The sequence below is a fragment of the Streptomyces sp. NPDC088116 genome (assembly GCF_044741745.1).
Lineage (GTDB): Bacteria > Actinomycetota > Actinomycetes > Streptomycetales > Streptomycetaceae > Streptomyces.
In genome coordinates this window covers 671,864-693,366 of record NZ_JBIUTF010000003.1, presented here as the reverse complement: position 1 = coordinate 693,366, position 21,503 = coordinate 671,864, and the positions used below count along the sequence as shown (strand labels likewise).

General features: G+C 69.6%; 15 protein-coding genes. 8 read left to right on the top strand and 7 right to left on the bottom strand.

What is annotated here, in order from left to right:
- Positions 1-67 precede the first annotated feature (67 nt).
- On the top strand, positions 68-970 hold the full coding sequence (htpX, locus tag ACIOJD_RS15290; RefSeq protein WP_401913007.1) for a zinc metalloprotease HtpX: 903 nt from the start codon (positions 68-70) through the stop codon (positions 968-970).
- Positions 971-1,077: 107 nt separating this feature from the next.
- Complete coding sequence (locus ACIOJD_RS15285; protein ID WP_401913004.1) at positions 1,078-1,662, top strand: hypothetical protein; 585 nt, start codon at positions 1,078-1,080, stop codon at positions 1,660-1,662.
- Between the two features lie 38 nt (positions 1,663-1,700).
- Here ACIOJD_RS15285 and ACIOJD_RS15280 read toward each other — a convergent pair whose 3' ends face one another.
- On the bottom strand, positions 1,701-2,552 hold the full coding sequence (locus ACIOJD_RS15280; protein WP_401913001.1) for an SMP-30/gluconolactonase/LRE family protein: 852 nt from the start codon (positions 2,550-2,552) through the stop codon (positions 1,701-1,703).
- 44 nt (positions 2,553-2,596) lie between these two features.
- A complete protein-coding gene (locus ACIOJD_RS15275; protein WP_401912998.1) occupies positions 2,597-3,697 on the bottom strand; it encodes a LacI family DNA-binding transcriptional regulator in 1,101 nt (366 codons plus the stop codon).
- 265 nt (positions 3,698-3,962) lie between these two features.
- Here ACIOJD_RS15275 and ACIOJD_RS15270 point away from each other — a divergent pair, with 265 nt between their 5' ends.
- From ACIOJD_RS15270 to ACIOJD_RS15255, 4 genes are all read left to right on the top strand, one after another.
- Positions 3,963-4,898, top strand: coding sequence for a carbohydrate ABC transporter permease (locus tag ACIOJD_RS15270; RefSeq protein ID WP_401912995.1), 936 nt, complete (start codon positions 3,963-3,965; stop codon positions 4,896-4,898).
- 2 nt (positions 4,899-4,900) lie between these two features.
- Entirely contained in the window at positions 4,901-5,842 is a 942-nt protein-coding gene (locus ACIOJD_RS15265) for a carbohydrate ABC transporter permease (protein WP_401912993.1), read from the top strand.
- Between the two features lie 87 nt (positions 5,843-5,929).
- The gene (locus tag ACIOJD_RS15260) at positions 5,930-7,261 is read left to right on the top strand and encodes an ABC transporter substrate-binding protein (RefSeq protein ID WP_401912991.1); all 1,332 of its coding nucleotides are present in this window, start codon (positions 5,930-5,932) and stop codon (positions 7,259-7,261) included.
- 167 nt (positions 7,262-7,428) lie between these two features.
- Positions 7,429-9,483: an RICIN domain-containing protein gene (locus ACIOJD_RS15255; protein WP_401912989.1), complete on the top strand. Its 2,055-nt coding sequence runs from the start codon at positions 7,429-7,431 to the stop codon at positions 9,481-9,483.
- A gap of 128 nt (positions 9,484-9,611) precedes the next feature.
- Here ACIOJD_RS15255 and ACIOJD_RS15250 read toward each other — a convergent pair whose 3' ends face one another.
- The 5 genes from ACIOJD_RS15250 to ACIOJD_RS15230 all read right to left on the bottom strand — a co-directional run bounded on the left by ACIOJD_RS15250 (position 9,612) and on the right by ACIOJD_RS15230 (position 16,523).
- Positions 9,612-12,098, bottom strand: a complete 2,487-nt coding sequence (locus ACIOJD_RS15250) for a CBM35 domain-containing protein (RefSeq protein WP_401912987.1) — start codon at positions 12,096-12,098, stop codon at positions 9,612-9,614.
- 98 nt (positions 12,099-12,196) lie between these two features.
- Positions 12,197-12,988 carry a carbohydrate ABC transporter permease gene (locus ACIOJD_RS15245; RefSeq protein WP_401913902.1) on the bottom strand — a complete coding sequence of 264 codons (792 nt, stop codon included), beginning with the start codon at positions 12,986-12,988 and terminating at the stop codon, positions 12,197-12,199.
- 98 nt (positions 12,989-13,086) lie between these two features.
- A complete protein-coding gene (locus tag ACIOJD_RS15240; RefSeq protein ID WP_401912985.1) occupies positions 13,087-14,013 on the bottom strand; it encodes a carbohydrate ABC transporter permease in 927 nt (308 codons plus the stop codon).
- 51 nt (positions 14,014-14,064) lie between these two features.
- A complete protein-coding gene (locus tag ACIOJD_RS15235) occupies positions 14,065-15,387 on the bottom strand; it encodes an ABC transporter substrate-binding protein (RefSeq protein WP_401912982.1) in 1,323 nt (440 codons plus the stop codon).
- Positions 15,388-15,476: 89 nt separating this feature from the next.
- Positions 15,477-16,523 carry a LacI family DNA-binding transcriptional regulator gene (locus tag ACIOJD_RS15230; protein ID WP_401912980.1) on the bottom strand — a complete coding sequence of 349 codons (1,047 nt, stop codon included), beginning with the start codon at positions 16,521-16,523 and terminating at the stop codon, positions 15,477-15,479.
- Positions 16,524-16,627: 104 nt separating this feature from the next.
- On the opposite strand from ACIOJD_RS15230, the gene ACIOJD_RS15225 reads away from it, so the two are divergent.
- On the top strand, positions 16,628-18,772 hold the full coding sequence (locus tag ACIOJD_RS15225) for a glycoside hydrolase family 36 protein (protein ID WP_401912977.1): 2,145 nt from the start codon (positions 16,628-16,630) through the stop codon (positions 18,770-18,772).
- A gap of 188 nt (positions 18,773-18,960) precedes the next feature.
- On the top strand, positions 18,961-21,438 hold the full coding sequence (locus tag ACIOJD_RS15220) for a family 43 glycosylhydrolase (RefSeq protein WP_401912974.1): 2,478 nt from the start codon (positions 18,961-18,963) through the stop codon (positions 21,436-21,438).
- Positions 21,439-21,503 lie beyond the last annotated feature (65 nt).

Below are 21,503 nucleotides of genomic sequence, written 5' to 3'. Positions count from 1 at the left end.
CCCGCTTCCCCCGTTTCGCCGGAAAAGGAGGAAGATTGACAGAGGAGTGAGCGACTGGAGGGCGACGATGACAAAAACCCGCTACACCCCGGACCGGGGTCTGACCACACGCATGGTGACCACCATGTTCCTGATCGGTCTGCTCTATGTGGTCCTGGTCGGTGTGCTGATCGCCGTACTGCACGGCGCCTGGCCGATCATCCTGATCCTCGCGGGTGCCCTCTTCATCGCGCAGTTCTGGTTCAGCGACCGGATCGCGGCCTTCAGCATGGGGGCGCGCGAAGTGACCCCCGAGCAGGCACCGGAGCTGCACGGCGCCATCGACCGGATCTGCGCGCTGGCCGATATGCCCAAACCGCGGGTGGCGATCGCGCAGAGCGACATTCCCAATGCCTTCGCCACCGGCAGGAGCGAGCGCACCGCTCTCGTCTGTGCCACCACCGGCCTGCTGCGCAGGCTGGAGCCCGAGGAGCTGGAAGGCGTCCTCGCCCACGAGATGTCGCATGTCGCGCACCGCGATGTCGCGGTCATGACCATCGCCTCGTTCCTGGGCGTGCTCGCGGGCCTGATCACCCGGTTCGCGCTCTTCAGCGGCCTCTCCAGGAGCCGGGGCTCCGACCCCGTCGGTATCGCACTCATGCTGATACCGCTGGTCAGCGCGGTGGTGTACGCGATCGGCTTTCTGCTGACCCGGCTGCTCTCGCGGTATCGCGAACTCTCCGCCGACCGCACGGCCGCACTGCTGACCGGCCGGCCGTCGGCGCTCGCCTCGGCGCTGACCAAGGTGAGCGGCCAGATGGCACGGATACCGACGGAGGACCTGCGGAAGGCAGAACCGTACAACGCCTTCTTCTTCGTCCCCGCGTTCTCCTCGAAGGAGAGCCTGGGGCGGCTCCTCTCCTCCCACCCGACGCTCGAACAGCGCCTGGACCAGCTCGGCCGTATCTCCGCCGAGCTGGCCCGCCCGTAACAGCCGTCACCACCCGTCACCGCCCGTAACGGCCCTCACCGGCCGTACGGGACCGGGCCGCGAATGTTCTCAGCCACAGAGTTCAGCCACAGCGAGGAGCTGGTCACGTGGGCCTTCTCGACACCATCCTCGGCCGCAGCAAGCCCGTCCGCCCCAACCTCGATCAGCTCTTCGCCCTGCCGTCCGCCGCTCTCACCCTCCAGGCGGGCGCCGGGTTCGCGCCCACCGGTCTCGGCTCGGTCTGCTTCGCGGGCGTGGAGGGCGGTGGTTTCGCGCGCGTCCGCCAGGACGTACAGGAGCTGCTCGACGCGGACTTGGGCCGGAGCGGCCCGCCCGTGGCCTTCAGCCAGGACGCGTACGGCTACACCTGGCTGCTGGCGCAGCGGTCCCCCGACGACACGGCCGCCCTGGTCAACGACCTGCACGCGGTCAACACGCTGCTCCAGGACGGCGGCTTCGGCCCGCAGCTCCTCTGCTCGCTGCTCGGCTTCCGGGACCCCGAGCAGCGGTCCCTCGCTCTGGTCTATCTCTACAAGCGCGGCAGTTTCTATCCTTTCGCGCCACTGCCCGGCGCCGCCGAGAAGCGCGACAACCAGCGAGAACTCCAGGTCAGGGCGGTTCTCGGTGATGACCTGCGGATCGAACCCGATCTCGCCCGCTGGTTCCCCGTCTGGGGAGCGCCGGGCCTGTGACCCGGAGGTCGTGACGGCGGAGAGCCCCGATGGGTGAGCTACCCGGCGTACGGCAGCGGTGCGCGTCCGGCGATCCCCGGTCGTACGGTGAACACCGCGCCCGCCGCAGGGTCGTCGCCGTCCGCGACGTCCTGGCGCGAGGTGGTGATGAACAGCCGGCCGTAATCGTCGTCACCGAACGAACAGGCGCTGACCTGGCGGGCGTTGACCTCGACCACCTCGTCCAGGGTGCCGTCGGCCGTATAGCGACGCACCGCCGACCCGCCCCACAGAGCGACCCACACACCTCCCTCGGCGTCCACCGTGATGCCGTCGGGGGAGCCGTCGCGGCGGTCGATGGCGACCCACGGTTCAGGGGTGGAGAACCGGCCGGTCGACGGGTCGACCGTCACCCGGGCGACGGACTGCGTGGGGGTGTCGACGTAGTACGCGAAGCTGCCGTCCGGGGCCCAGGCGAGGCCGTTGGAAATGGTCACGCCGGTGTGTGCGACGGAGATGTCGCCGCCGGGAGTGAGCCGGTACACGGAACCGGCGCCGGGGCGGGCGTCATAGGCCATCGACCCGCAGTAGAAGTTTCCGGCCGGGTCGCAGCCGCCCTCGTTCATCCGGACCCGGGTGTCGGACCACAGCTCGTCGCCACGGGTCACCGTGCCGTCCGCCGCTATCAGGACGAAGCCTCGTTCGGCGGCCGCCACGATGCCCCCGGAGCGCCGGGAGCGCCAGGCCGCCGCGACGTCGCCGACGCGCTGTCGTTCGTACGCGCCGTCGGCGTCGAAGGTGAGGATGTCCCCGGCCAGCATGTCGACGATCCTCAACTGTCCGGTATTGGTGTCCCAGTTGGGCCCCTCACCGTGATAGGTGACGACTCCGGTCCACTGCTCGGCACGCATGGCGGGCCCCTCTCGTATCAGCTCCGGTGGTGATCACGGGCATGCTAGGGCCTGTCCGGCGGCGGCGCGGTGCTCCGGCGGATCGTCATCCGGGTGGGCACCAGCGTGGTGCCGCGCTCGTCCGTGCCCGTGCCGATCTGCCGCAGCGCGCCCTCGACACAGCGCCGTCCCACTTCGGCGAAGTCCTGGTGGACGGTGGTGAGCGGCGGTACGTACGAGCCCGCGTCCGGGATGTCGTCGAAGCCGACCACACTGACCTGGTCCGGCACCGTGCGGCCGGACTCGTGCAGGGCCCGCAGCAGTCCGAGCGCCATCTGGTCGTTGGCCGCGAACACCGCCGTACAGCCGGCTTCCCCAGCCAGCCGGAGCCCGGCCCGGTAGCCGGACTCGGCCGACCAGTCGCCGCGCAGGAGCGGCGGCGCCTCCCGGCCTGCCTCCCGCAGGGTGGCCCGCCAGGCGTCGGCCCGGCGCTGTGCGGCGAACGACTCCTCCGGGCCCGCCAGATGCCAGACCGTCGTATGGCCAAGATCCAGCAGATGCCGCACCGCCTCCCGGGCACCGCCCGCCTGGTCGGTGTCGACCACGCTGTACCGGTCACCGGCGTCCGAGTCGGCCACCACCACTCCGACGTTGGGCGGCAGCGAGACGGTGGCCGCGTCCAGCAGGTGGACCTCCATGATGACGATGATGGCGTCCACCGCCAGCTCGCCCAACCGCGTGAAGGCGCCGCGCACTTCGTCCTGCGTCGGGATGGCGACGGGGAGCAGGGTGGTGGCGTATCCCTGCTGCGCCGCAGATGTGGCGATGGCCTCCAGTGTGCGGACGTTACCGGTGGTCGAGAGCGTGAACAGGATGATGCCGATGGTGCGGAACTCGCCCCGTTTCAGCGCGCGGGCCGCGCTGTTGGGCCGGTAGCCCAGCTCCTTCATCGCCGCGATCACCTGCTGTCGCGTCGACTCCACCACGCCCTGATGGCCGTTGGAGACACGGGAGACGGTCTGCGAGGAGACCCCGGCCCGGCGGGCGACATCCGCCATGGACACCCTGCGCTGCCTGCGCGGCGGCGCCTCGGCCACACCGGCCGCCGGTGGACGGCCGTTGCCGCTCTCCGCGCTGTCCACGATCTCCTCCACCCGTGCCCTCATGTTCCTCGTCCTCGCCGTGACCGTCGGCTCCGTCATCGATCCAGCCACCGCTTCCGTTCGGCCCGTCGGCCGTCCGGCAGAGGGACCGGCCGTGGGCTCAACTGGCTCTGTCGCGGATCTTGACGCCCTCCAGCGCCCAATGTAAGCATCCCATTAACCGATGTTTACGTAAACATCGTGGTCGTCGGCGCACCGGGCCACGGCACGTCCACGTACGTCTTCCCCCGGTGTCCGGGTGGAGGGAACGACCAGCGAGGAACCAGCCATGACGGCATTGTCACCGCCCTCCGTCGCGGGACGCCCAGCCCCGCGCGGGGGGCCTCGGCGCGGGCTCCAGCGCAGGCGAGCGTGGGCCGGGTGGGGTTTCATCGGCCCGTTCATGGCGGTCTTCGCCCTGGTGTTCCTCGCCCCGATCGCGTACTCGGTCCATCTGAGCTTCTACCGGACCCAGCTCATCGGCGGCACCTCGTTCGTCGGCCTGGAGAACTACCGACGGGCCGTGGAGGACCCGCAGTTCTGGTCCGGGCTCGGCCGGGTGAGCCTTTTCCTGGCCGTTCAGGTGCCGGTCATGCTGGGGATCGCGCTGCTGGTGGCGCTTGCCGTCGACAGCGGACGGCTCCACGGAAAGAGCTTCTTCCGGATCGCGATCTTCCTGCCCTACGCCGTACCCGCCGTGGTCGCGGCCCTGATGTGGGGCTTCATGTACGGCACCCGCTTCGGACTCGTCGGCGACATCAACGACGCGTTGGGTCTGGCTCTGCCCGACCCGCTCTCCGCCGACCTGGTACTCGCCTCCATCGGCAACATCGTGACCTGGGAGTTCGTCGGCTACAACATGCTGATCTTCTACTCGGCACTGCGGGTGATCCCGAACTCGCTCTACGAGGCCGCGGAGATCGACGGCGCCGGCCAGTGGCGGATCATCGCCGCGATCAAGCTGCCGGCCATCCGGGGCGCGCTGGCGATCGCGACCATCTTCTCGATCATCGGCAGCTTCCAGCTGTTCAACGAGCCCAGCATCCTGCGGAACCTGTCCCCCAACACGATCACCACTCACTTCACCCCCAACTTCTATACCTACTCCCTGGCCTTCTCCGGCCAGCAGCACAACTACGCGGCCACGGTGGCGATCATCATGGGTGTCATCACCATGGTCATCGCCTATGCCGTACAGCTCCGCGGCATGCGAAAGGAAGCGTGACGATGGGAGCCACCGCCCCCACCCCGGTCGCCCCGCGTGAGGAGCACCGGCCGCGCCCGGCCACCACGATGCGCACTCCGCGCAAGCCGCACAGCGTCGACCGCCCTCGCCGCAGTGTGCTGCTCACCGTGCTCACCGGCCTCGTACTGATCTACGCGCTGGTGCCGCTCGGCTGGCTCGTCATCAACTCCACCAAGACACAGGAGGGGCTGCTCAGCTCCCCCGGCCTCTGGTTCGACAGCGACTTCGCGCTGTGGAGCAATATCGGCGACACCCTCACCTACGACAACGGTGTGTTCGTCCGCTGGCTGCTGAACACCCTGCTGTACGTGGTCGTGGGCGCGGGCGGCGCCACCCTGCTCGCCGTGCTCGGCGGCTACGCGCTCGCCAAGTTCGAATTCCCCGGCAAGCGCGGGGTGTTCGCCGTGGTCATCGGGGCGGTCGCGGTGCCCGGAACGGCGCTGGCCGTCCCCACCTTCCTGATGTTCAGCGAGATGGGCCTGACCAACACCCCCTGGGCCGTGATCATCCCCTCGCTGATCTCGCCCTTCGGCCTCTATCTGATGTGGGTCTTCGCAGCCGAGGCGATCCCCGGTGAGCTGCTGGAGGCCGCGCGGATCGACGGCGCCGGGGAGTTGCGCACCTTCTTCACCGTGTGCCTGCCGCTGCTCGCGCCGGGCATCGTCACCGTCCTGCTGTTCACCATGGTCGCGACCTGGAACAACTACTTCCTTCCGCTGATCATGATCAAGGACCCGGACTGGTACCCGCTGACCCTCGGGCTCGACGCCTGGAACGACCAGGCCATGACCAACGGCGGCAAGGCCATCTTCAACCTGGTGATCACCGGCTCGCTGCTCACCATCATCCCGCTGATCGCCGCGTTCCTGCTGCTCCAGCGGTACTGGCAGTCGGGCCTGGCCGCGGGAAGCGTCAAGGAGTGACGGAAGCTCCCCTCCTCCGTACTTTCGCACCTCCCTGGTTCTCCGGGTTTCACAGCGGTTCTCTGACAACGAAGTGAGATGACACTGATGATCAGCACAGCGCGGCTGGGCCTGCGCGGCATCGGCCTGGCGTCCGTCATGGCGCTCGCCCTCGGCCTGTCGGCCTGTGGCTCCTCCGACAACAGCGGTGCCCAATCGGCGGGTGATGTCGACGCCGCGCTGAAGAAGGGCGGCAGCCTCACCGTCTGGACCTGGGACAGCACCATGACCCAGGTGGCCGAGGACTTCGAGGCGGCGCACCCCAAGGTCAAGATCAAGATTGTCAACGCGGGTACCGGCGAGGACCAGTACACCGCCCTCCAGAACGCCATCTCGGCCGGCAAGGGCGTGCCCGACATCGCGCAGATCGAGTACTTCGCGCTGGGCCAGTTCTCGCTGGCCAAGTCCCTGGTCGACCTCTCCGGGTACGGCGCGGACAAACTGACCGGCTCGTTCTCGCCCGGCCCCCGGAACGCGGTCACATCGGGGGACAAGGTCTTCGCGCTGCCGCTGGACTCCGGCCCGATGGCGCTGTACTACAACAAGAAGATCTTCGACAAGCACAAGATCGAGGTCCCCAGGACCTGGGACGAGTACGTCACGGCGGCCGAGAAGCTGCACAAGGCCGACCCGAAGGTCTTCATCACCAACGACATCGGCGACGCCGGGTTCACGACCAGCATGATCTGGCAGGCCGGCGGCCGCCCGTACAAGGTGGACGGCACCAAGGTGTCCGTCGACTTCTCCGACGCGGGCAGCACCACCTACACGAAGACCTGGCAGAAGATGATCGACGGCAAGCTGCTCGCGCCCGTCGAGTCCTGGACCGACGAGTGGTTCAAGGGCCTGGGCGACGGCACCATCGCCACGCTGGCCACCGGCGCCTGGATGCCCACGAACCTGGAGACGGGCGCGCCGAAGACGGCCGGTGACTGGCGGGTCGCCCCGCTGCCGCAGTGGAAGGCGGGCGCTGCCGCCGGCGCCGAGAACGGCGGCAGCTCGCTGGCCATCCCCGAGGCGAGCCCCCACAAGGAACTCGCCTACGCCTTCATGGAGTACGCCAACGCCGGCGCCGGGGTGAAGTCCCGTGTCGACAACGGGGCGTTCCCGGCGACCACGGCCGACCTCGAGTCCAAGGAGTTCCTGGCCAAGAAGTTCGACTACTTCGGCGGGCAGGAGGCCAACAAGATCTTCTCCGCCTCGGCGTCCCAGGTCGCCGACGACTGGTCGTACCTGCCTTTCCAGGTCTACGCCAACTCGGTCTTCAACGACATCGTCGGCAAGGCGTACGTCTCGAACACCAAGCTGGCGCAGGGCCTGGCGGACTGGCAGAAGGCGTCCCTCGCCTACGGCAAGGACCAGGGTTTCACCACCGGCTGACCCCGGCCGGTCCGGCCGTCGAGTCGCCCGCCTCGTACGGGCTCCGCGCGGCGTCGCGGTGGTACGCCGCTGAGGGCCCTCCCCGGAAGAAGGGACGCACCCGACCACCGCAGGCACGTCGGCACTTCTCCCCCGATGACGCGACACGGACAAGGGAAGACCTCACGATGAACCGACCACGTACCAACCGGTACCGGTATCTGCCGGTGGCTCTCGCCGTCACGCTCGCCGCAGGCGGTGTACTGGCGGCGGGTCCGCCAACGGCCGCGGCCGCCGAAGAAGCCGCCTCCGCCGTCACCGTACGGCCCGATCCGTCCTACCGCGGCCAGGAGTTCGAGGGCTGGGGCGCCAGTCTCGTCTGGTTCGCCAACGCCACCGGCGACTATCCCGAGGAGATACGCGAGCGGCTGGCCGAACTGGTCTTCGGCGACGAGGGCCTGGCGCTGAACATCGCGAGATACAACATCGGCGGCGGCAACGCCCCGGACGTCAGGGACTACCTGCGCGCGGGCGGCGCGGTGGAGGGCTGGTGGAAGGCGCCCGCGGGCACCACCCGCGACGACATCGACTGGTGGTCCGCCGACGACCTGGCCGACTGGAACCCGCGGGCGGACGCCACGCAGCGCTGGTGGGTGGACCGGATCAGCGAGGAGATCGACCACTGGGAGGCGTTCAGCAACTCCCCTCCCTGGTTCATGACCGAGAGCGGTTACGTCTCGGGCAACTTCAACGCCGGAGCCGACCAGTTGCGCCCGGACGCCGTAACGGACTTCGCCGCCTATCTGACCGGCGCGGTGGAGCGGCTGGAGAAGGCGAACAAGATCAAGGTCGACACCATCGACCCGTTCAACGAGCCCAACACCTCGTACTGGGGCACCACGCTGGGCCCGGACGGTGAGCCCGTGGGCGGCCGGCAGGAGGGCGCCCACACAGGTCCCGAGCGGCAGCAGCAGGTCATCAGGGCGCTGGCGGACCGGCTGGGCAGGTCCACGACGGACGCGGTCATCTCCGCGATGGACGAGACCAACCCGACGACCTTCGCCCGGAACTGGGAGTCGTACCCGCAGGACGTGCGGGACCGTGTCTCGCAGCTCAATGTCCATACGTACGGCACCGGCGGCCGGACCACGGTCCGGGACATCGCCAAGGCCGCCGGAAAGCCGCTGTGGATGAGCGAGGTCGACGGCGACTGGGGCGACGGCCAGGACTTCAAGAGCATGAAGCCGGGCCTCGGGCTGGCCCGGCACATCGTGGACGACCTGCGTGAACTGGAGCCGACCGCCTGGCTGTTCTGGCAGCCGGTGGAGGACTACGACAACATGAAGCCGGGCGGTGAGTCCGCCAGGGGCGGGAACTGGGGCACCGTCCAGCTGCCGTTCAGCTGCACCGCGAAGGACACCCTGGAGACCTGCCCGGTCCGGACGAACACCAAGTTCGACACCGCCAGGAACTTCACCCACTTCATCCGCCCCGGGGACCGGCTGGTGGGGGTGAACGACACCGCGAGCACGGCTGCCGTACCGGCGTCCGGACGCGGCGCCACGGTCGTGCATGTCAACGACTCGACGCAGGCACGCGAAGTCACCGTGGACCTCTCCGGCTTCGCCGCGGTGTCCCCCGGCGCGACGGTGACGCCGGTCGTGACGGACGCCGGCGGCGCGCTGGTCAGGCGGGCACCGGTCGCCGTCTCGGGCACCCGTGCCACCGTCACCGTGCCGGCCCAGTCGGTGACCAGTCTGCTGGTGACGGGCGTGTCCGGGGTCGCGCGGGACGCGGCGCCGATCCGTCCGGGCCACCCGTACCGGCTGACCGGAGCGGGCAGCGGCAAGGCGCTCGACGTCTCGGACGACGGCACCGGCGCGGTCATCCGTACCGCCGACGCGGCCGACCGCGGCCAGCTGTGGCGGGTCAGGAAGGTGCCGGACACGATCGACAACGGCAAGGGCAACCGGGCGCGTTATGTGGTCACCAGCGCGGTGGACGGCCGTCGGCTGGCGGTACGCGACGGTGCCCCGGTCCTGGAGAAGGACCGGGGACGCCCGGGGCGGGCCGCCCAGTGGATCCTGTCGTCCACCGGTGACGGCTCCTACACCCTGGTCGGCGCGGACGGCGGCGGGCTGCTGGAGGTCGCGGGCCAGGCGACGCAGGACGGCTCCCGCGTCGGGGTCTGGGCCCCCAACTCCGGTGCCCATCAGCGCTGGACCCTGACCGCCGTCAGGTGACGCGTGCGGGTCCCCGGCCGACCGGGGCCGGGGACCCGCGAGCTGTGCCGCACACGGGTGAGGGCCGGTCCGACGGTGTGCGTCGGACCGGCCCTCACCTGTTGTCGTGAGGTGGCAGGGTGACGGCATCAGCCCCGGATCGGGGCGAGTTCGACGCGGTCGATGTTCGGCGCCCAGGCGGACGCGTTGGAGATCGTGAGGGTGTTGCCGCCCTGCTTCAGGGTGACCGGGACGCCCAGGGTCCAGAAGTCGCCCCAGCTCCAGGTGTTCTTGAAGGTGACCTTCTGGGTGGCGCCCCCGACCGTGATGTCCGCCGTCCGGGACATGATGTCGGTGTTGTAGGCGTGCCCGTTGTCGCGCCGGTCGTTGTGTCCGTACGAGACGACGAGGGCGTACCGGCCCGCGCGCGGCGCGTCGACGCTGAAGGTGGCGGTGCTGGCCGCGCTGTTGCCGAGCCAGCCGATATAGGTGCCCGCCGAGGCGGTCGCACTCTCCACGAGCTGTGCTCCGCCCGCGAGTTGGGCCTGGGCGCCCTCGTAGACGAGGGTGCCGGGCGTCGAGCCCGAGCCCGCCACGTCCAGGGAGCGCAGTGTCGCACCGCCGGACGCGGTGACGCGGTTGTTCCCCGCGACGAGGTAGAGCTTCAGCGCCTGGCCGGGGGCGGCCGTCACGGTCTCGCCGTGCAGGGAGAGCTGGACGGCGGCGGAGGCGCGCGAGGTGACCGTGAAGTAGCCGTCCCTCGGCGCGTACACGTCGAACACGGCCTTGGCGCCGGAGCCCAGGACGAGCCCGCCCGTACCGGTGCCGGACGAGTCCCGGTAGTCGTACGACACACTGCCGGAGATGTCGGCGAGTGTGGCCTCGTAGGCGGTCGACGGTGTCGTGTGCGCGGTCAGGTCGATCCGGTCGAGGGTGACCTCGCCGGTGCCCTTGGCCAGGGTGAGGGTGTGGGTGCCGGCCGTCAGGTCGACGGTGAGGTCCTTCTTCGCCCGGTAGGTCCAGTTCTCCGTGGACGGATAGCCGACCGTCGTGGCCGCGCCGCCGTCGACGGAGAGCAACTGGGTGGACGGGGTGCCGTTCTGGTTGCCGTACAGGATCGACAGGTCGTACATTCCGGTGCTCGGGACGGAGACGGTGAAGTCGACCTTGCTGCTCGCCGTGTTGAGCGAGCCGACGTCCTTCGTGCCGGACGTGGCGTAACCGTTGGCGTTGGAGACCGTGCCCTGGGTATAGACCTGACCGCCGGTGATCCTGGCGTTCTCGGCCTCGTACGGGGCCGAGAACGGGACCGAGGCCGCCGCGGGGGTGCCGGAGCCGGCCGGGGTGAGCACGATCCGGTACGCGGACATCTGCTTCATGCCCCGAAGGGGCACGGTCACGGAACCGTCCGACGCGACGGTCAGCTTCGTACGCGAGAGGACGCGCGGCGCGGCGTGCCGTCCCTCGTAGCCGGACCACGCGGCCTCGGCGACGGTCGCGGTGACCGAGGTGCCGAAGACCTTCGGGTCGACATTCCGTACGGCCACGTCCGCGTCACCGGACGCGCCGCCGATCAGCGCCTGGGCCTGTCCCCGCGCGGGATCGACCGAGGCGAGGCCCTGGAGTGTGTCGACGGTGTTGGGCGAGGGCGGGGTGACCTTGACGCTCTGGCCGGTCATCCCGGCGTACCAGCGGAAGAACCACCAGCCGCCGTTGGGGATGTTGGTCTGTACGACATTGCCGCTGAGGTTGCCCGCCGCGTCCCAGTACGCCTGGTTGGCGAAGACCTTGTTCCGCTCGAACATCGAGACCCACTGGGCGAGTTGGCCCGGTACGGAGAGGTCACGGCGGTTGGCGTACTCATCGATGTTGACCGTCCTCGGTGTGATCCCGAGGTTCTTCTCGATGGCGCGGTAGTTGTCGTAGTGACCCTGGAAGTCCCGCAGCGAGTCGGGTCCCAGTTCGTGCCAGGTCGTCACCTCCGGCAGGACGTTCTCCTTCTTGGCGAAGGTGAGGAAGTCCGTCAACAGCCTTGTGTGGTAACTGGATTCGTTGGGACCGGCGATCCTGGCGTCCGGGTCGATCGCGCGGATGCGCTGGTAGACGGTCTTCCAGTCCCTGAGGAAGCGGTCCCGGTTGGCCTCGTACGTCGCCTGGTCGGCGACGCCCAGCTGGTACCAGATCTGGTCCGGCTCGTTGAACGGCACATAGACGAAGCGTCCGCTGTTCGGGGCGTTCGCGATGTCCCTGGCGATCTTGTCGACCTTGCCGAGGTAGTCGGAGATGCCGAGGTCCTCGTACGGCCACTTGGAGTAGACGTCCTGCATCAGGACGAGAACGTCCCCGCCGCCGTTGCGGAAGAAGGACTTCGAGACGGTCACCGCGTCGCCGTTGGGGTGCTGCGCCCCGCCCTCCGGCTTCTGCGAGACGCTGGTGATCTTCAGCGGGGCGAGGGCGGCGTCGCTCGGCACCCCGTCGTCGCCCAGTCCGTACAGGGCTCCGTTCGCGCCGAGCATGACCTTGCCCTCGGGGGCGGCGAGGTCGACGGTGAGGCGCTGGGCCGCCACCGGTGCCTCCGCGCGCCGCTCGGCCCGCTGCTCCGCCTGGGCTCCGGCGGGAAGGAATCCTGCCGTCATCACCGCTCCAAGTAGCGTTGTTCCTATGACGGTTGCCAGTCGGCGCCTGGTTCTCCCGACAGCACGGACTGGGCGGGATGTGTTCATCGGACCTCCGGTTACTTCACGGCTCCACTGGTGATTCCGGACACGATCTTGCGCTGGGCCACCAGGAACACGGCGACCATCGGCAGGCTCATCACCACCACGTACGCGAAGATGAGATGCCAGTTGTTGAGATACAGCTGGGCGCCCGCGACCTGGTAGAGGTTGATCGGCAGGGTCGCCGCGCCGCCGCCGCCGAGGACGAAGAAGGCGTAGAAGATGTCGCTCCAGGCGTAGAGCATCACCATGATCGTCGCGGTGGCGACGACCGGTCGCAGCAGCGGCAGGACGATGCGCAGGAAGATCCGCGCCGGCTTCGCCCCGTCGATGCGGGCGGCCTCTTCCAGCTCGACCGGGATCGTACGGATGAAGCCCGTCATGAAGAAGATCGAGGTCGACAGGTACATCCCGGTGTACACGGCGACCATGCCGGGGCGGGTGCCCGCGAGGCCGAGTTGCCGCAGCTCCATGACGACGGTGATGACGGCGGGCGGCAGCAGCAGTCCGCTGATGGTGAGGGCGTACGCCGCCGACACGAGCTTCGAGGAGCGGCGGGCGAAGACCCAGGCCGCGGCCGCTCCGAGCACCAGTACCAGCACCACCGAAGGGACCACGACCAGCAGGGAGTTGACGAAGCCGCGGAGCATCTCGCCCTGGCCGACGGCGTCGGCGTAGTTGTCGGCGCTCTGCCAGTGGTGCGGCGGATCGAGGTTGGGCTCGACGGCCTCCCCCTGCGGCTTGGCCGAGGTGACCAGGACCAGCCACAGGGGTACGCCCACGGCCAGACCGGCGAGCAGCAGCACCAGGCCGGGGCGGGCGCGCCGCCAGACGCGGGCTCCGCTTCCCTCATGTACTCCTGTTCCTCCGTGGGCCCCGCTTCCTCCATGGGCCGGGTGAACCGTGGTCACAGCATCTGCTCCCTTCGGCGCAGCCCGATGACGAGTGGGATCGCGACGGCGACCACGATCAGGAAGAGGACCAGGCTCATCGCGGACGCCTGCGCGTACAGGCCCTGCCCGAAGACCCGGAACATGTAGATGTTGAAGACCTCGGTCGAGGCGGCGGGACCGCCGCCCGTGGTGGCCTGCACGATGTCGAAGGTGTTCATCGAACCGATCAGCGCCGTGGTCACGTTGAAGGTGAGGGCGGGCGCGAGCATCGGCCAGCGCACCGACCGGAAGGTCCGCCAGGGGCCCGCCCCGTCGACCTTCGCGGCCTCCAGCATGTCGCCGGGGATGCCCTTGAGCCCGGCGAGATAGATCAGCATCGACAGGCCCATCCACTTCCAGCCGTGGATGACGGAGACGAGGACCAGCGTCCAGGTGGTGGAGCCCAGCCACGGGATCTCCGTCCCCAGCACGGCGTTGACCGCGCCGTCCTGGTCGAGCAGCGCCTGGAAGACATAGCCGACGGCGAGCGCCGAGATGAGGACGGGCAGGAAGAAGACGGCGCGGAAGAAGCGGTTGAAGCGGGTGTCCTGTTCCAGGAGCAGCGCCAGGCCGAGCCCGAAGCCGTTCTGGAAGAGGGCGGCCAGGGCCGCGTACACGAGCGTGGTCCTGATGGCCCTCAGCAGCGAGCCGTCGTCCGCGATCGTCCGGAAGTTGTCGAGTCCCGTGAAGGCCACGTCCGGGTGGTACGAGGACCAATTGGTGAACGGGTAGTAGAAGTTGAGCAGGTTCGGCACCAGGAAGAAGGCCACGAAGACCACGACCGCCGGCAGCGCGAACCACCAGGGGTGGTGAACGGCCGCGCGAGGCAGCCGGCCCGCCCGCTTCTCCTGCCCGCGGCCGGGCGGTGCCGCCCTGCGCGTACGTATGGCTGTGTCCGCCACGCTGACATCCCTCGCTCGCTCGGACCTGGCCCGAGTCCACCTGATCGGTCCTCAGAAGCCGGGTGCGCCCTGCGCCTTGGCCACCTGCGCGAACTGGTCCTGGATGGCCTGCGCCACCTGCTTCGGTGTCTTCTTGCCGTAGATCATGTCGGCGAGATACAGGTGGGTGTCCGGGGCGACGATGGCCTTGGCCTGGAAGACACCGTTCGCCGTGGGCAGCACCTCGATCTGGGCGAGGGAGGTCTCCGGGAGCCCGTCCGGGCTGGGTACACCGGGCTGGACGGACGGGATCTTCATCGTCTTGATGTAGTCCGCGTAGTCGGTGTCGAGCCAGAAGGCCAGGAACTGGCGGGCGGCGTTCTGCCGTTTCTCGTCGCCGGTCCTGAAGGCGACGACGCCGTTCGTCTGGTCCGGCGAGTACATGCCGGTGTCGTCCGAGTGGGAGATCGGGAACCAGCCCAGCTTCTTGTCGATCTCTTCGGTGCTGTGCTTCGCCTGCACCTGCGACTGGAAGGAGGTGACATTGAGGACCATGCCGGCGTCACCCTTCCACAGCGCGTCGGCCGATCCGGTGAAGGTGCCGGTCCGGTAGTTCTTCTGCGCGAGCCCGGCGTCGAGCAGTTTGCGCTGGTACGTGGTGATGGCCTTGACGACGACGGGGTCGGTCCACTTCTCCTCGTTCTTGTTGAGGCCGGCCCACCAGCGTTTGTCGAGGTCCGTCAGCTGCACCTGCATCTGCCACTGCATGGGCCACTTGTCGCCGCCGGCCTCGTAGAAGGCGGACGCGTCCGTGGTGTCCTTGATCTTGTGGCCGAGCTTCAGCAACTCCTCGTAGTTCTTGGGGAATTGGGCCTCGGTGATGCCCGCCTTCCTGAAGACGTCCTTGTTGTAGTAGACGCCGAGCATGGCGGGGCTGGTGACGATCGCCGCGTAGCGCCTGCCGCCGACGACGCCCAGCGACTTCTCGGTGTCGCCGAGCTTGTTCACCCAGGGTTCCTTGTCGAGGGTGAGCAGATTCTGCCGGGGCTGGAGGAAGGGCAGGGTGGAGAGGGAGGGCTGCCAGAACATGAGGTCCGGCTTGTCGCCCGAGGCGAGCTTGGTCGGCACGTTCTGCTCGTACAGGTCGGGGATGGCCTGCGTGTCGACGGTGGCGCCGGTGGCCTTCTCGAAGGCGTCGATGACCTGCCGGGGTGCGTTGACCGTGTTCTGCGCGGTCCACATGGTCAGCTTCACGCCGTCGAGCCTCGCCGTGGGGTCGGTCCTCGCGGCGGCCCCGGAGCCGGCGCCGTCCCCCTGCACGGTCGGATCACTGCACGCGGTGGCGGTCAGGGCGGTGGCGCATATCAGGACGAGGACGGGGAGGACTCTTTTCATCGCGGGATCTGCCTCACTGCGTAGAAGGTCATGGCGTACGCGTCGTGGCGGGGCGGGCGTGGCGCGAAAGGTCGTGGCGCGTGGTGCTGTTACCGCCGGTCTGCGGGTGCCGGCGGTGGCCCCGAGCTCTCCCTGACCACCAGTTCGGGTACGGATACGGGGTGCGGGGCCACCGGCTCCGACTGCTCGACGACGCCGTGCAGCAGCCCGAAGGCCGCCCGCCCCAGGCCCGCGAAGTCGAGTCGTACGGAGGTGAGGGACGGAGTGAGGTACGCGGAGCCCGGCGCGTCGTCGAAACCGGCCACGCTCACCTCACCGGGAACCGCCCGGCCAGCTTCGTGCAGCGCCCTGATCACACCGAGCGCGAGATCGTCGTTGCCGCACAGAATCGCGGTGACGGCCGGGTCCGCGGCCAGCCTCCGGCCCGCCTCGTAGCCGCCGGCCGGACCCCAGCCGCCCTGAATACAGGGCGGTTCGGGCGCGCCCGACTCGTCCAGCGCGGCGCGCCAGCCGGCCGTACGGGGCGCGGTGCCGCCGGTACTGGACGGGATGGCCACGTAGTGCACGGTCTCGTGACCGAGGCCGAGCAGGTGGCGGGTGGCGTCGAAGGCCGCCACCCGGTCGTCCGTCCACACCCAGGGCCGGTCGCCGCCGGGCGGGCTCGACGGCGTCTCGACCACGCCCACCACCGGCAGTTCGGCGGGGACGGCCCGAAGCGCCTCCACCCCCGCCGGGTCGTATGCGATCACGACGAGCCCGCCGCCGGCGTCGGCCGCGCGCCGGACCTCCGCCCGCACGGCGGCCTCGTCGGCCGATTCCAGTACGCCGATGCCCAGGGCGTACGAGGCGCCGCGGGCCGCCTCCTCGATGCCCTGGAGGATCGCCGCATAGCCGTAGTGCGTGGTGTTCGCGGTGAGCACGGTGACCGACCGGGCACGGCCGCTGGCCAGCGCGTGCGCGGTGGCGCTGCGCCGGAAGCCCAGTTCCTCGATGGCGACGAGGACCCGCTCGCGGGTCGATGCCTTCACGCTCGGATGGCCGTTGATCACACGGGAGACGGTCTGGTACGAGACGTCCGCCGCGGCGGCGACGTCCCTGATACTGGCGGTCTTCCTTGTGTGACCGGTCACATTCATGCCAGGATTGTGACCGGTCACAATGTGCACGTCAATAGACCGTAACGAAGGATTCACGCGTCGGACGTATACCGCCGCTGGCGGCGGAGTCGGGAGGGGACACGTTGACCGGTCAGGCAGCGAACAGCACCCAGGGGACCTTCACTTGGGGCCACACGGCACTCGAAGCGGAGTTCACCACCGCCCCGGACGAAACGCTGCGGATGACCCGCCTGGCAGGACCGGACGGCGCCGCCGCCGTCGCACCCGAGGGCGCCGGGGCGGCGATGCCTCCGGAGACATCACTTCCCCTGGTGGAGATCACGGCCCTCGGCCATGGCACCGGCTGGTCGGGGCAGCGGTTCACCGACAGCGCGCTCGGCTCGCGGTTGCGGCACCGCCGCCACCATGCCGTCCGCGACGGCGGCTGGCACCGCCTCCACATCGAACTCCACGACCCGGACAGCGGGTTGACGGCCGAGGTGCGCCTCTCCTCCCCCGACGGCGTGGCCGTACTGCGCGGTGAGATACGCATACGGCACGAGGGGGAACACCCGCTGGTCGTCCAGTCCGTCAGCAGTCTCCTGCTCGGCGGCCTCCCCTCCCCCGATGTGCTGGACGTCCACCGGGCGCGCAACGACTGGCTCGCCGAATGCCGTTGGTACCGGGATCCGGTACGGGACACCCTCGCCGGGCTGAACCGCGAGGCGCACGAACACGACAGCCGCGCCGCGCTCGCCCTCGCCGGGCGCGGCAGCTGGCCCTCGGACGGCCACCTGCCCATGGGCGCGCTGACCGACCGTAGGAGCGGGGCGAGCTGGCTCTGGCAGATCGAGTCGGCGGCCGGCTGGCGCTGGGACACGGGTGAGCGCGCCGGTTCCTCGTATCTCTCCCTGAGCGGCCCCACCGACGCCGAGCACCAGTGGCGCGAACGCCTGCTGCCCGGTGGGGAGTTCAGCACGGTCCCCGCCGCGCTCGCCCTCGGCACCGACTTCGAGGACGCGCTCGCGCACCTCACCGCCTACCGGCGTGCGGTCCGCCGTCCGCACCCGGATCACACCGGACTGCCCGTGGTCTTCAACGACTACATGAACACCCTGATGGGCGACCCCACCACGGAACGGCTGCTGCCGCTCATCGACGCGGCCGCCGAGGCGGGCGCGGAGTACTTCTGCATCGACTCCGGGTGGTACGACGACGCGCCGGGCTGGTGGGACGGCGTCGGCGAGTGGCAGCCCTCCCAGCGGCGCTTCCCGGGCGGGATCGAAGCGGTCCTCGGCCATGTCCGCGCCCGTGGCATGATCCCCGGGCTGTGGCTGGAGCCCGAGGTCGTCGGCGTGCGCAGCCCGGTCGCCTCGGCCCTTCCCGCCGACGCCTTCTTCCAGCGCGACGGCATCCGCATCACCGAACACGGCCGCCACCAGCTCGATCTGCGCCACCCGGCGGCCCGCGCTCACCTGGACAAGACGATCGGCCGGATCGTCGGCGACTGGGGTGTGGGCTATCTCAAGCTCGACTACAACATCAGCGTGGCGCCCGGCACGCAGGGGCCCGGGGACACCTCGCCCGGCGGCGGTCTCCTCGGCCATGCCCGCGCCTATCTGGACTGGCTGTCCACCCTGCTCGACCGCTACCCCGGCCTGGTCGTCGAGAACTGCGCGTCCGGCGGGATGCGGATGGACGGGGCCTCACTCGCCGTCAGCCAGCTCCAGTCCACCAGCGACCAGCAGGACCTGCTGCACTACCCGCCGATCGCGGCCTCGTCACCCACCGCCGTACCACCGGAGCAGGGTGCCGTGTGGGCGTACCCGCAGCCGGAGTTCAGCGACGACGAGATCGTCTTCACGCTGGGCGGAGCGCTGCTCGGCCGGGTCCATCTGTCCGGGCATCTGGACCATATGACACCGGCCCAACTCGCCCTCGTACAGGACGCGGTGTCCACGTACAAGTCGATCCGCGACGACCTCGGGGCGGCCGTACCCTTCTGGCCGCTGGGGCTGCCGGGGTGGACCGACGCCTGGCTGGCGCTGGGGCTGCGCTCCGGCGACACGACCTATGTGTCGCTCTGGCGCCGGGGCGGCGAGAGCGGCCGGACCCTGTCCGTACCGAGCCCGGCGGGCCGGGCGACACGTGCCGAGATTCTGTTCCCCCCGGCACCGGGCGGTACGGCCGACTGGCGGGCGGACCGTGCGGAACTGTCCGTCGAGCTGCCCTCCACCCCGGGATACCTGCTCGTACGCCTGTCCGCGACGGCTCCCGGGACCGGCTGAGGCCGGCCGGGACCGGAGTCCGAGGGCCGGCCGGGGCAGGTGGCCGCGCCCGGATGCCGGGATTCTCGGTGGGGCCGTTCCGCGCACGACTGTTGACGCTGGGTCGCACAACTGGCAACACTCCTAGACGTCCGTTCCAACAGGAACGCGCAATTCCCCACAGGGCAATTCCTCTTGAGAGGACCTTCATGCGTCCCCGCACCCCGCGAAGAGCCTTCGTTCCCCTGCTGGCCCTGCTCCTCGGACTGCTCGCCGTCCCCGGCGGCCCGGCCCACGCCGAGCCCGCCGGGGACGCCGACAAGGCCGCCACCGTCCTGGCCGCCGGCCAACTCGCCGTGCCCGGACTCGACGACGTACGCGGACACCTGACCCTGCCCACCACCGGCGTCGAGGGCACCACCGTCTCCTGGAGGTCCAGCAAGCCGGAGGTGATCGGCACGACCGGTCTCGTCCACCGCCCCCGGCACGGCGACGGCGCCCAGACGCTACGGCTCACCGCGACGGTCGGCCGCGGCAAGGCCCGTACCACCCGGGCATTCCCCGCCACGGTGGCCGAGCTGCCGCGCAAGCAGAAGTACACCGGATACGCCTTCAGTTACTTCACCGGGGAGGGCACCGCGGACGGCGAGCAGGTCCGGATGGCGCTCAGTCGCGGCAACGATCCACTGCACTGGCGGGAGCTGGCCGGCGGCAGGCCCGTGCTCTCCTCCGACCTCGGCACCAAGGGGCTGCGCGACCCCTTCATCATCCGCTCGCCCGAGGGCGACAAGTTCTACCAGATCGCCACCGACCTGCGGATGTACGGCAACGGCGACTGGGACCAGGTGCAGCGCACCGGCAGTAAGTCGATCATGGTGTGGGAGTCCACCGATCTGGTGCACTGGACCGACCAGCGCCTGGTGAAGGTCGCCCCGGACACGGCGGGCAACACCTGGGCGCCCGAGGCCTATTACGACGAGACACTCGACGCGTACGTGGTCTTCTGGGCCTCGAAGATCTACGCGGCGAACGACCCGCAGCACACCGGATCCACCTACAACAAGATGATGTACGCCACCACCCGGGACTTCCGCACCTTCAGCGAGCCCCAGGTGTGGAACGACCCGGGCTACTCGGTCATCGACTCGACCGTGATCCGGCACGACGGCGGTTACTACCGCTTCACCAAGGACGAGCGGGCCCCCTCCTCCGGCACACCGTGCTCCAAGTTCATCACGGCGGAGAAGTCCGACGACCTGCGCTCCCCCTCGTACGACTTCGTCGCCGACTGCATCGGCCGGGGCGCGATCAGCCAGGGGGAAGGGCCGACCGTCTTCAAGTCCAACACCGAGGAGAAGTGGTATCTGTTCATCGACGAGTTCGGCGGACGCGGCTACATCCCCTTCGAGACCACCGATCTCGACTCGGGCAGGTGGACCCCGTCGGAGAATGCCGAACTCCCGGCGAATCCCCGGCACGGCACCGTCCTGCCGGTGACCGCGGCGGAGTACCGGCGGCTGCTGGGCGCCTACGCCCCGAAGGCCTCGATCGCCGATGCCACCGTCGCCGGGCTCAAGGCGTACGCCCTGGTGGACGAGGCAACGGCCAAGGTCACCCTACCGATGAACCCCGGTACCCAACTACGGTCACTCGCGCCTCGGTTCGGACTCGCCGAGGGCGCGAGGATCAGCCCGCCCTCCGGCACCCGGCGGGACTTCCGGACCCCTCGGACGTACACCGTCACGGCGGCGGACGGGACGCGCCGGACCTGGACCGTACAGGCGACGCCTATGCGCAGTCCGCTGTTGCCGGGGCTCAACGCGGACCCCGACATCCAGTATTTCGACGGCCGTTACTACCTCTATCCGACCACCGACGGCTACGACGGCTGGAGCGGTACGCGGTTCAAGGCCTACTCGTCGGCCGACCTGGTGAACTGGACGGACCACGGGGTGATACTCGATCTGGGCCCCGATGTGAGCTGGGCGGACGGCAACGCCTGGGCACCGGCCGCGGCCGAGCGCGACGGGAAGTACTACTTCTACTTCTGCGCGGAGCAGCAGATCGGCGTGGCCGTGGCGGACAGCCCCGCCGGTCCCTTCAAGGACGCGCTCGGTGAACCCCTGGTCCCCAAGGGGCAGTTGAGCGGGCAGATGATCGATCCCTCGGTGTTCACCGACGACGACGGGCAGTCGTACCTCTACTGGGGCAACGGCGAGGCGTATGTGGTGCCCCTGGCCGACGACATGGTCTCCTTCGACCCGGCGCAGGTGAAGACGATCACCCAGAGCGGCTTCCGCGAGGGGTCGTTCGTCGTCAAGCGCGACGGCACGTACTACTTCATGTGGTCGGAGGACGACACCCGCAGCGAGGACTACCGGGTCGCGTATGCCACCGGCCCCTCCCCGCTCGGCCCGTGGACCAAGCGGGGAGTGATCCTCTCCAAGCGCCCGGACCAGGGCATCAAGGGGACCGGCCATCACTCGGTGGTACGGGTGCCCGGCACCGACGAGTGGTACATCGCGTACCACCGGTTCGCGGTCTCCGGCCCCGGCAAGCCGCGCGGGGACGGGATGCACCGGGAAACCACCCTGGACCGCATGACGTTCGCGGCGGACGGGACCATCGAGCCGGTGACCCCGACCCTGGAGTCTGTCGCACCACGGAAACCGGGCCCCGCACACTGAACCCCCGCGCCCGCCCCGGGCTCCGGCCGGTGAGCGGTGATCGCCGACCGGGGCGACGGGAAGGG

What these genes read in the sequence shown, in the direction of transcription:
- htpX (WP_401913007.1), top strand. Translation starts at nt 68, where the DNA reads ATGACAAAAACCCGCTACACCCCGGACCGGGGTCTGACCACACGCATG.
- ACIOJD_RS15280 (WP_401913001.1), bottom strand. Translation starts at nt 2,552, where the DNA reads ATGCGTGCCGAGCAGTGGACCGGAGTCGTCACCTATCACGGTGAGGGG.
- ACIOJD_RS15275 (WP_401912998.1), bottom strand. Translation starts at nt 3,697, where the DNA reads ATGAGGGCACGGGTGGAGGAGATCGTGGACAGCGCGGAGAGCGGCAAC.
- ACIOJD_RS15270 (WP_401912995.1), top strand. Translation starts at nt 3,963, where the DNA reads ATGACGGCATTGTCACCGCCCTCCGTCGCGGGACGCCCAGCCCCGCGC.
- ACIOJD_RS15265 (WP_401912993.1), top strand. Translation starts at nt 4,901, where the DNA reads ATGGGAGCCACCGCCCCCACCCCGGTCGCCCCGCGTGAGGAGCACCGG.
- ACIOJD_RS15260 (WP_401912991.1), top strand. Translation starts at nt 5,930, where the DNA reads ATGATCAGCACAGCGCGGCTGGGCCTGCGCGGCATCGGCCTGGCGTCC.
- ACIOJD_RS15255 (WP_401912989.1), top strand. Translation starts at nt 7,429, where the DNA reads ATGAACCGACCACGTACCAACCGGTACCGGTATCTGCCGGTGGCTCTC.
- ACIOJD_RS15250 (WP_401912987.1), bottom strand. Translation starts at nt 12,098, where the DNA reads ATGACGGCAGGATTCCTTCCCGCCGGAGCCCAGGCGGAGCAGCGGGCC.
- ACIOJD_RS15235 (WP_401912982.1), bottom strand. Translation starts at nt 15,387, where the DNA reads ATGAAAAGAGTCCTCCCCGTCCTCGTCCTGATATGCGCCACCGCCCTG.
- ACIOJD_RS15230 (WP_401912980.1), bottom strand. Translation starts at nt 16,523, where the DNA reads ATGAATGTGACCGGTCACACAAGGAAGACCGCCAGTATCAGGGACGTC.
- ACIOJD_RS15220 (WP_401912974.1), top strand. Translation starts at nt 18,961, where the DNA reads ATGCGTCCCCGCACCCCGCGAAGAGCCTTCGTTCCCCTGCTGGCCCTG.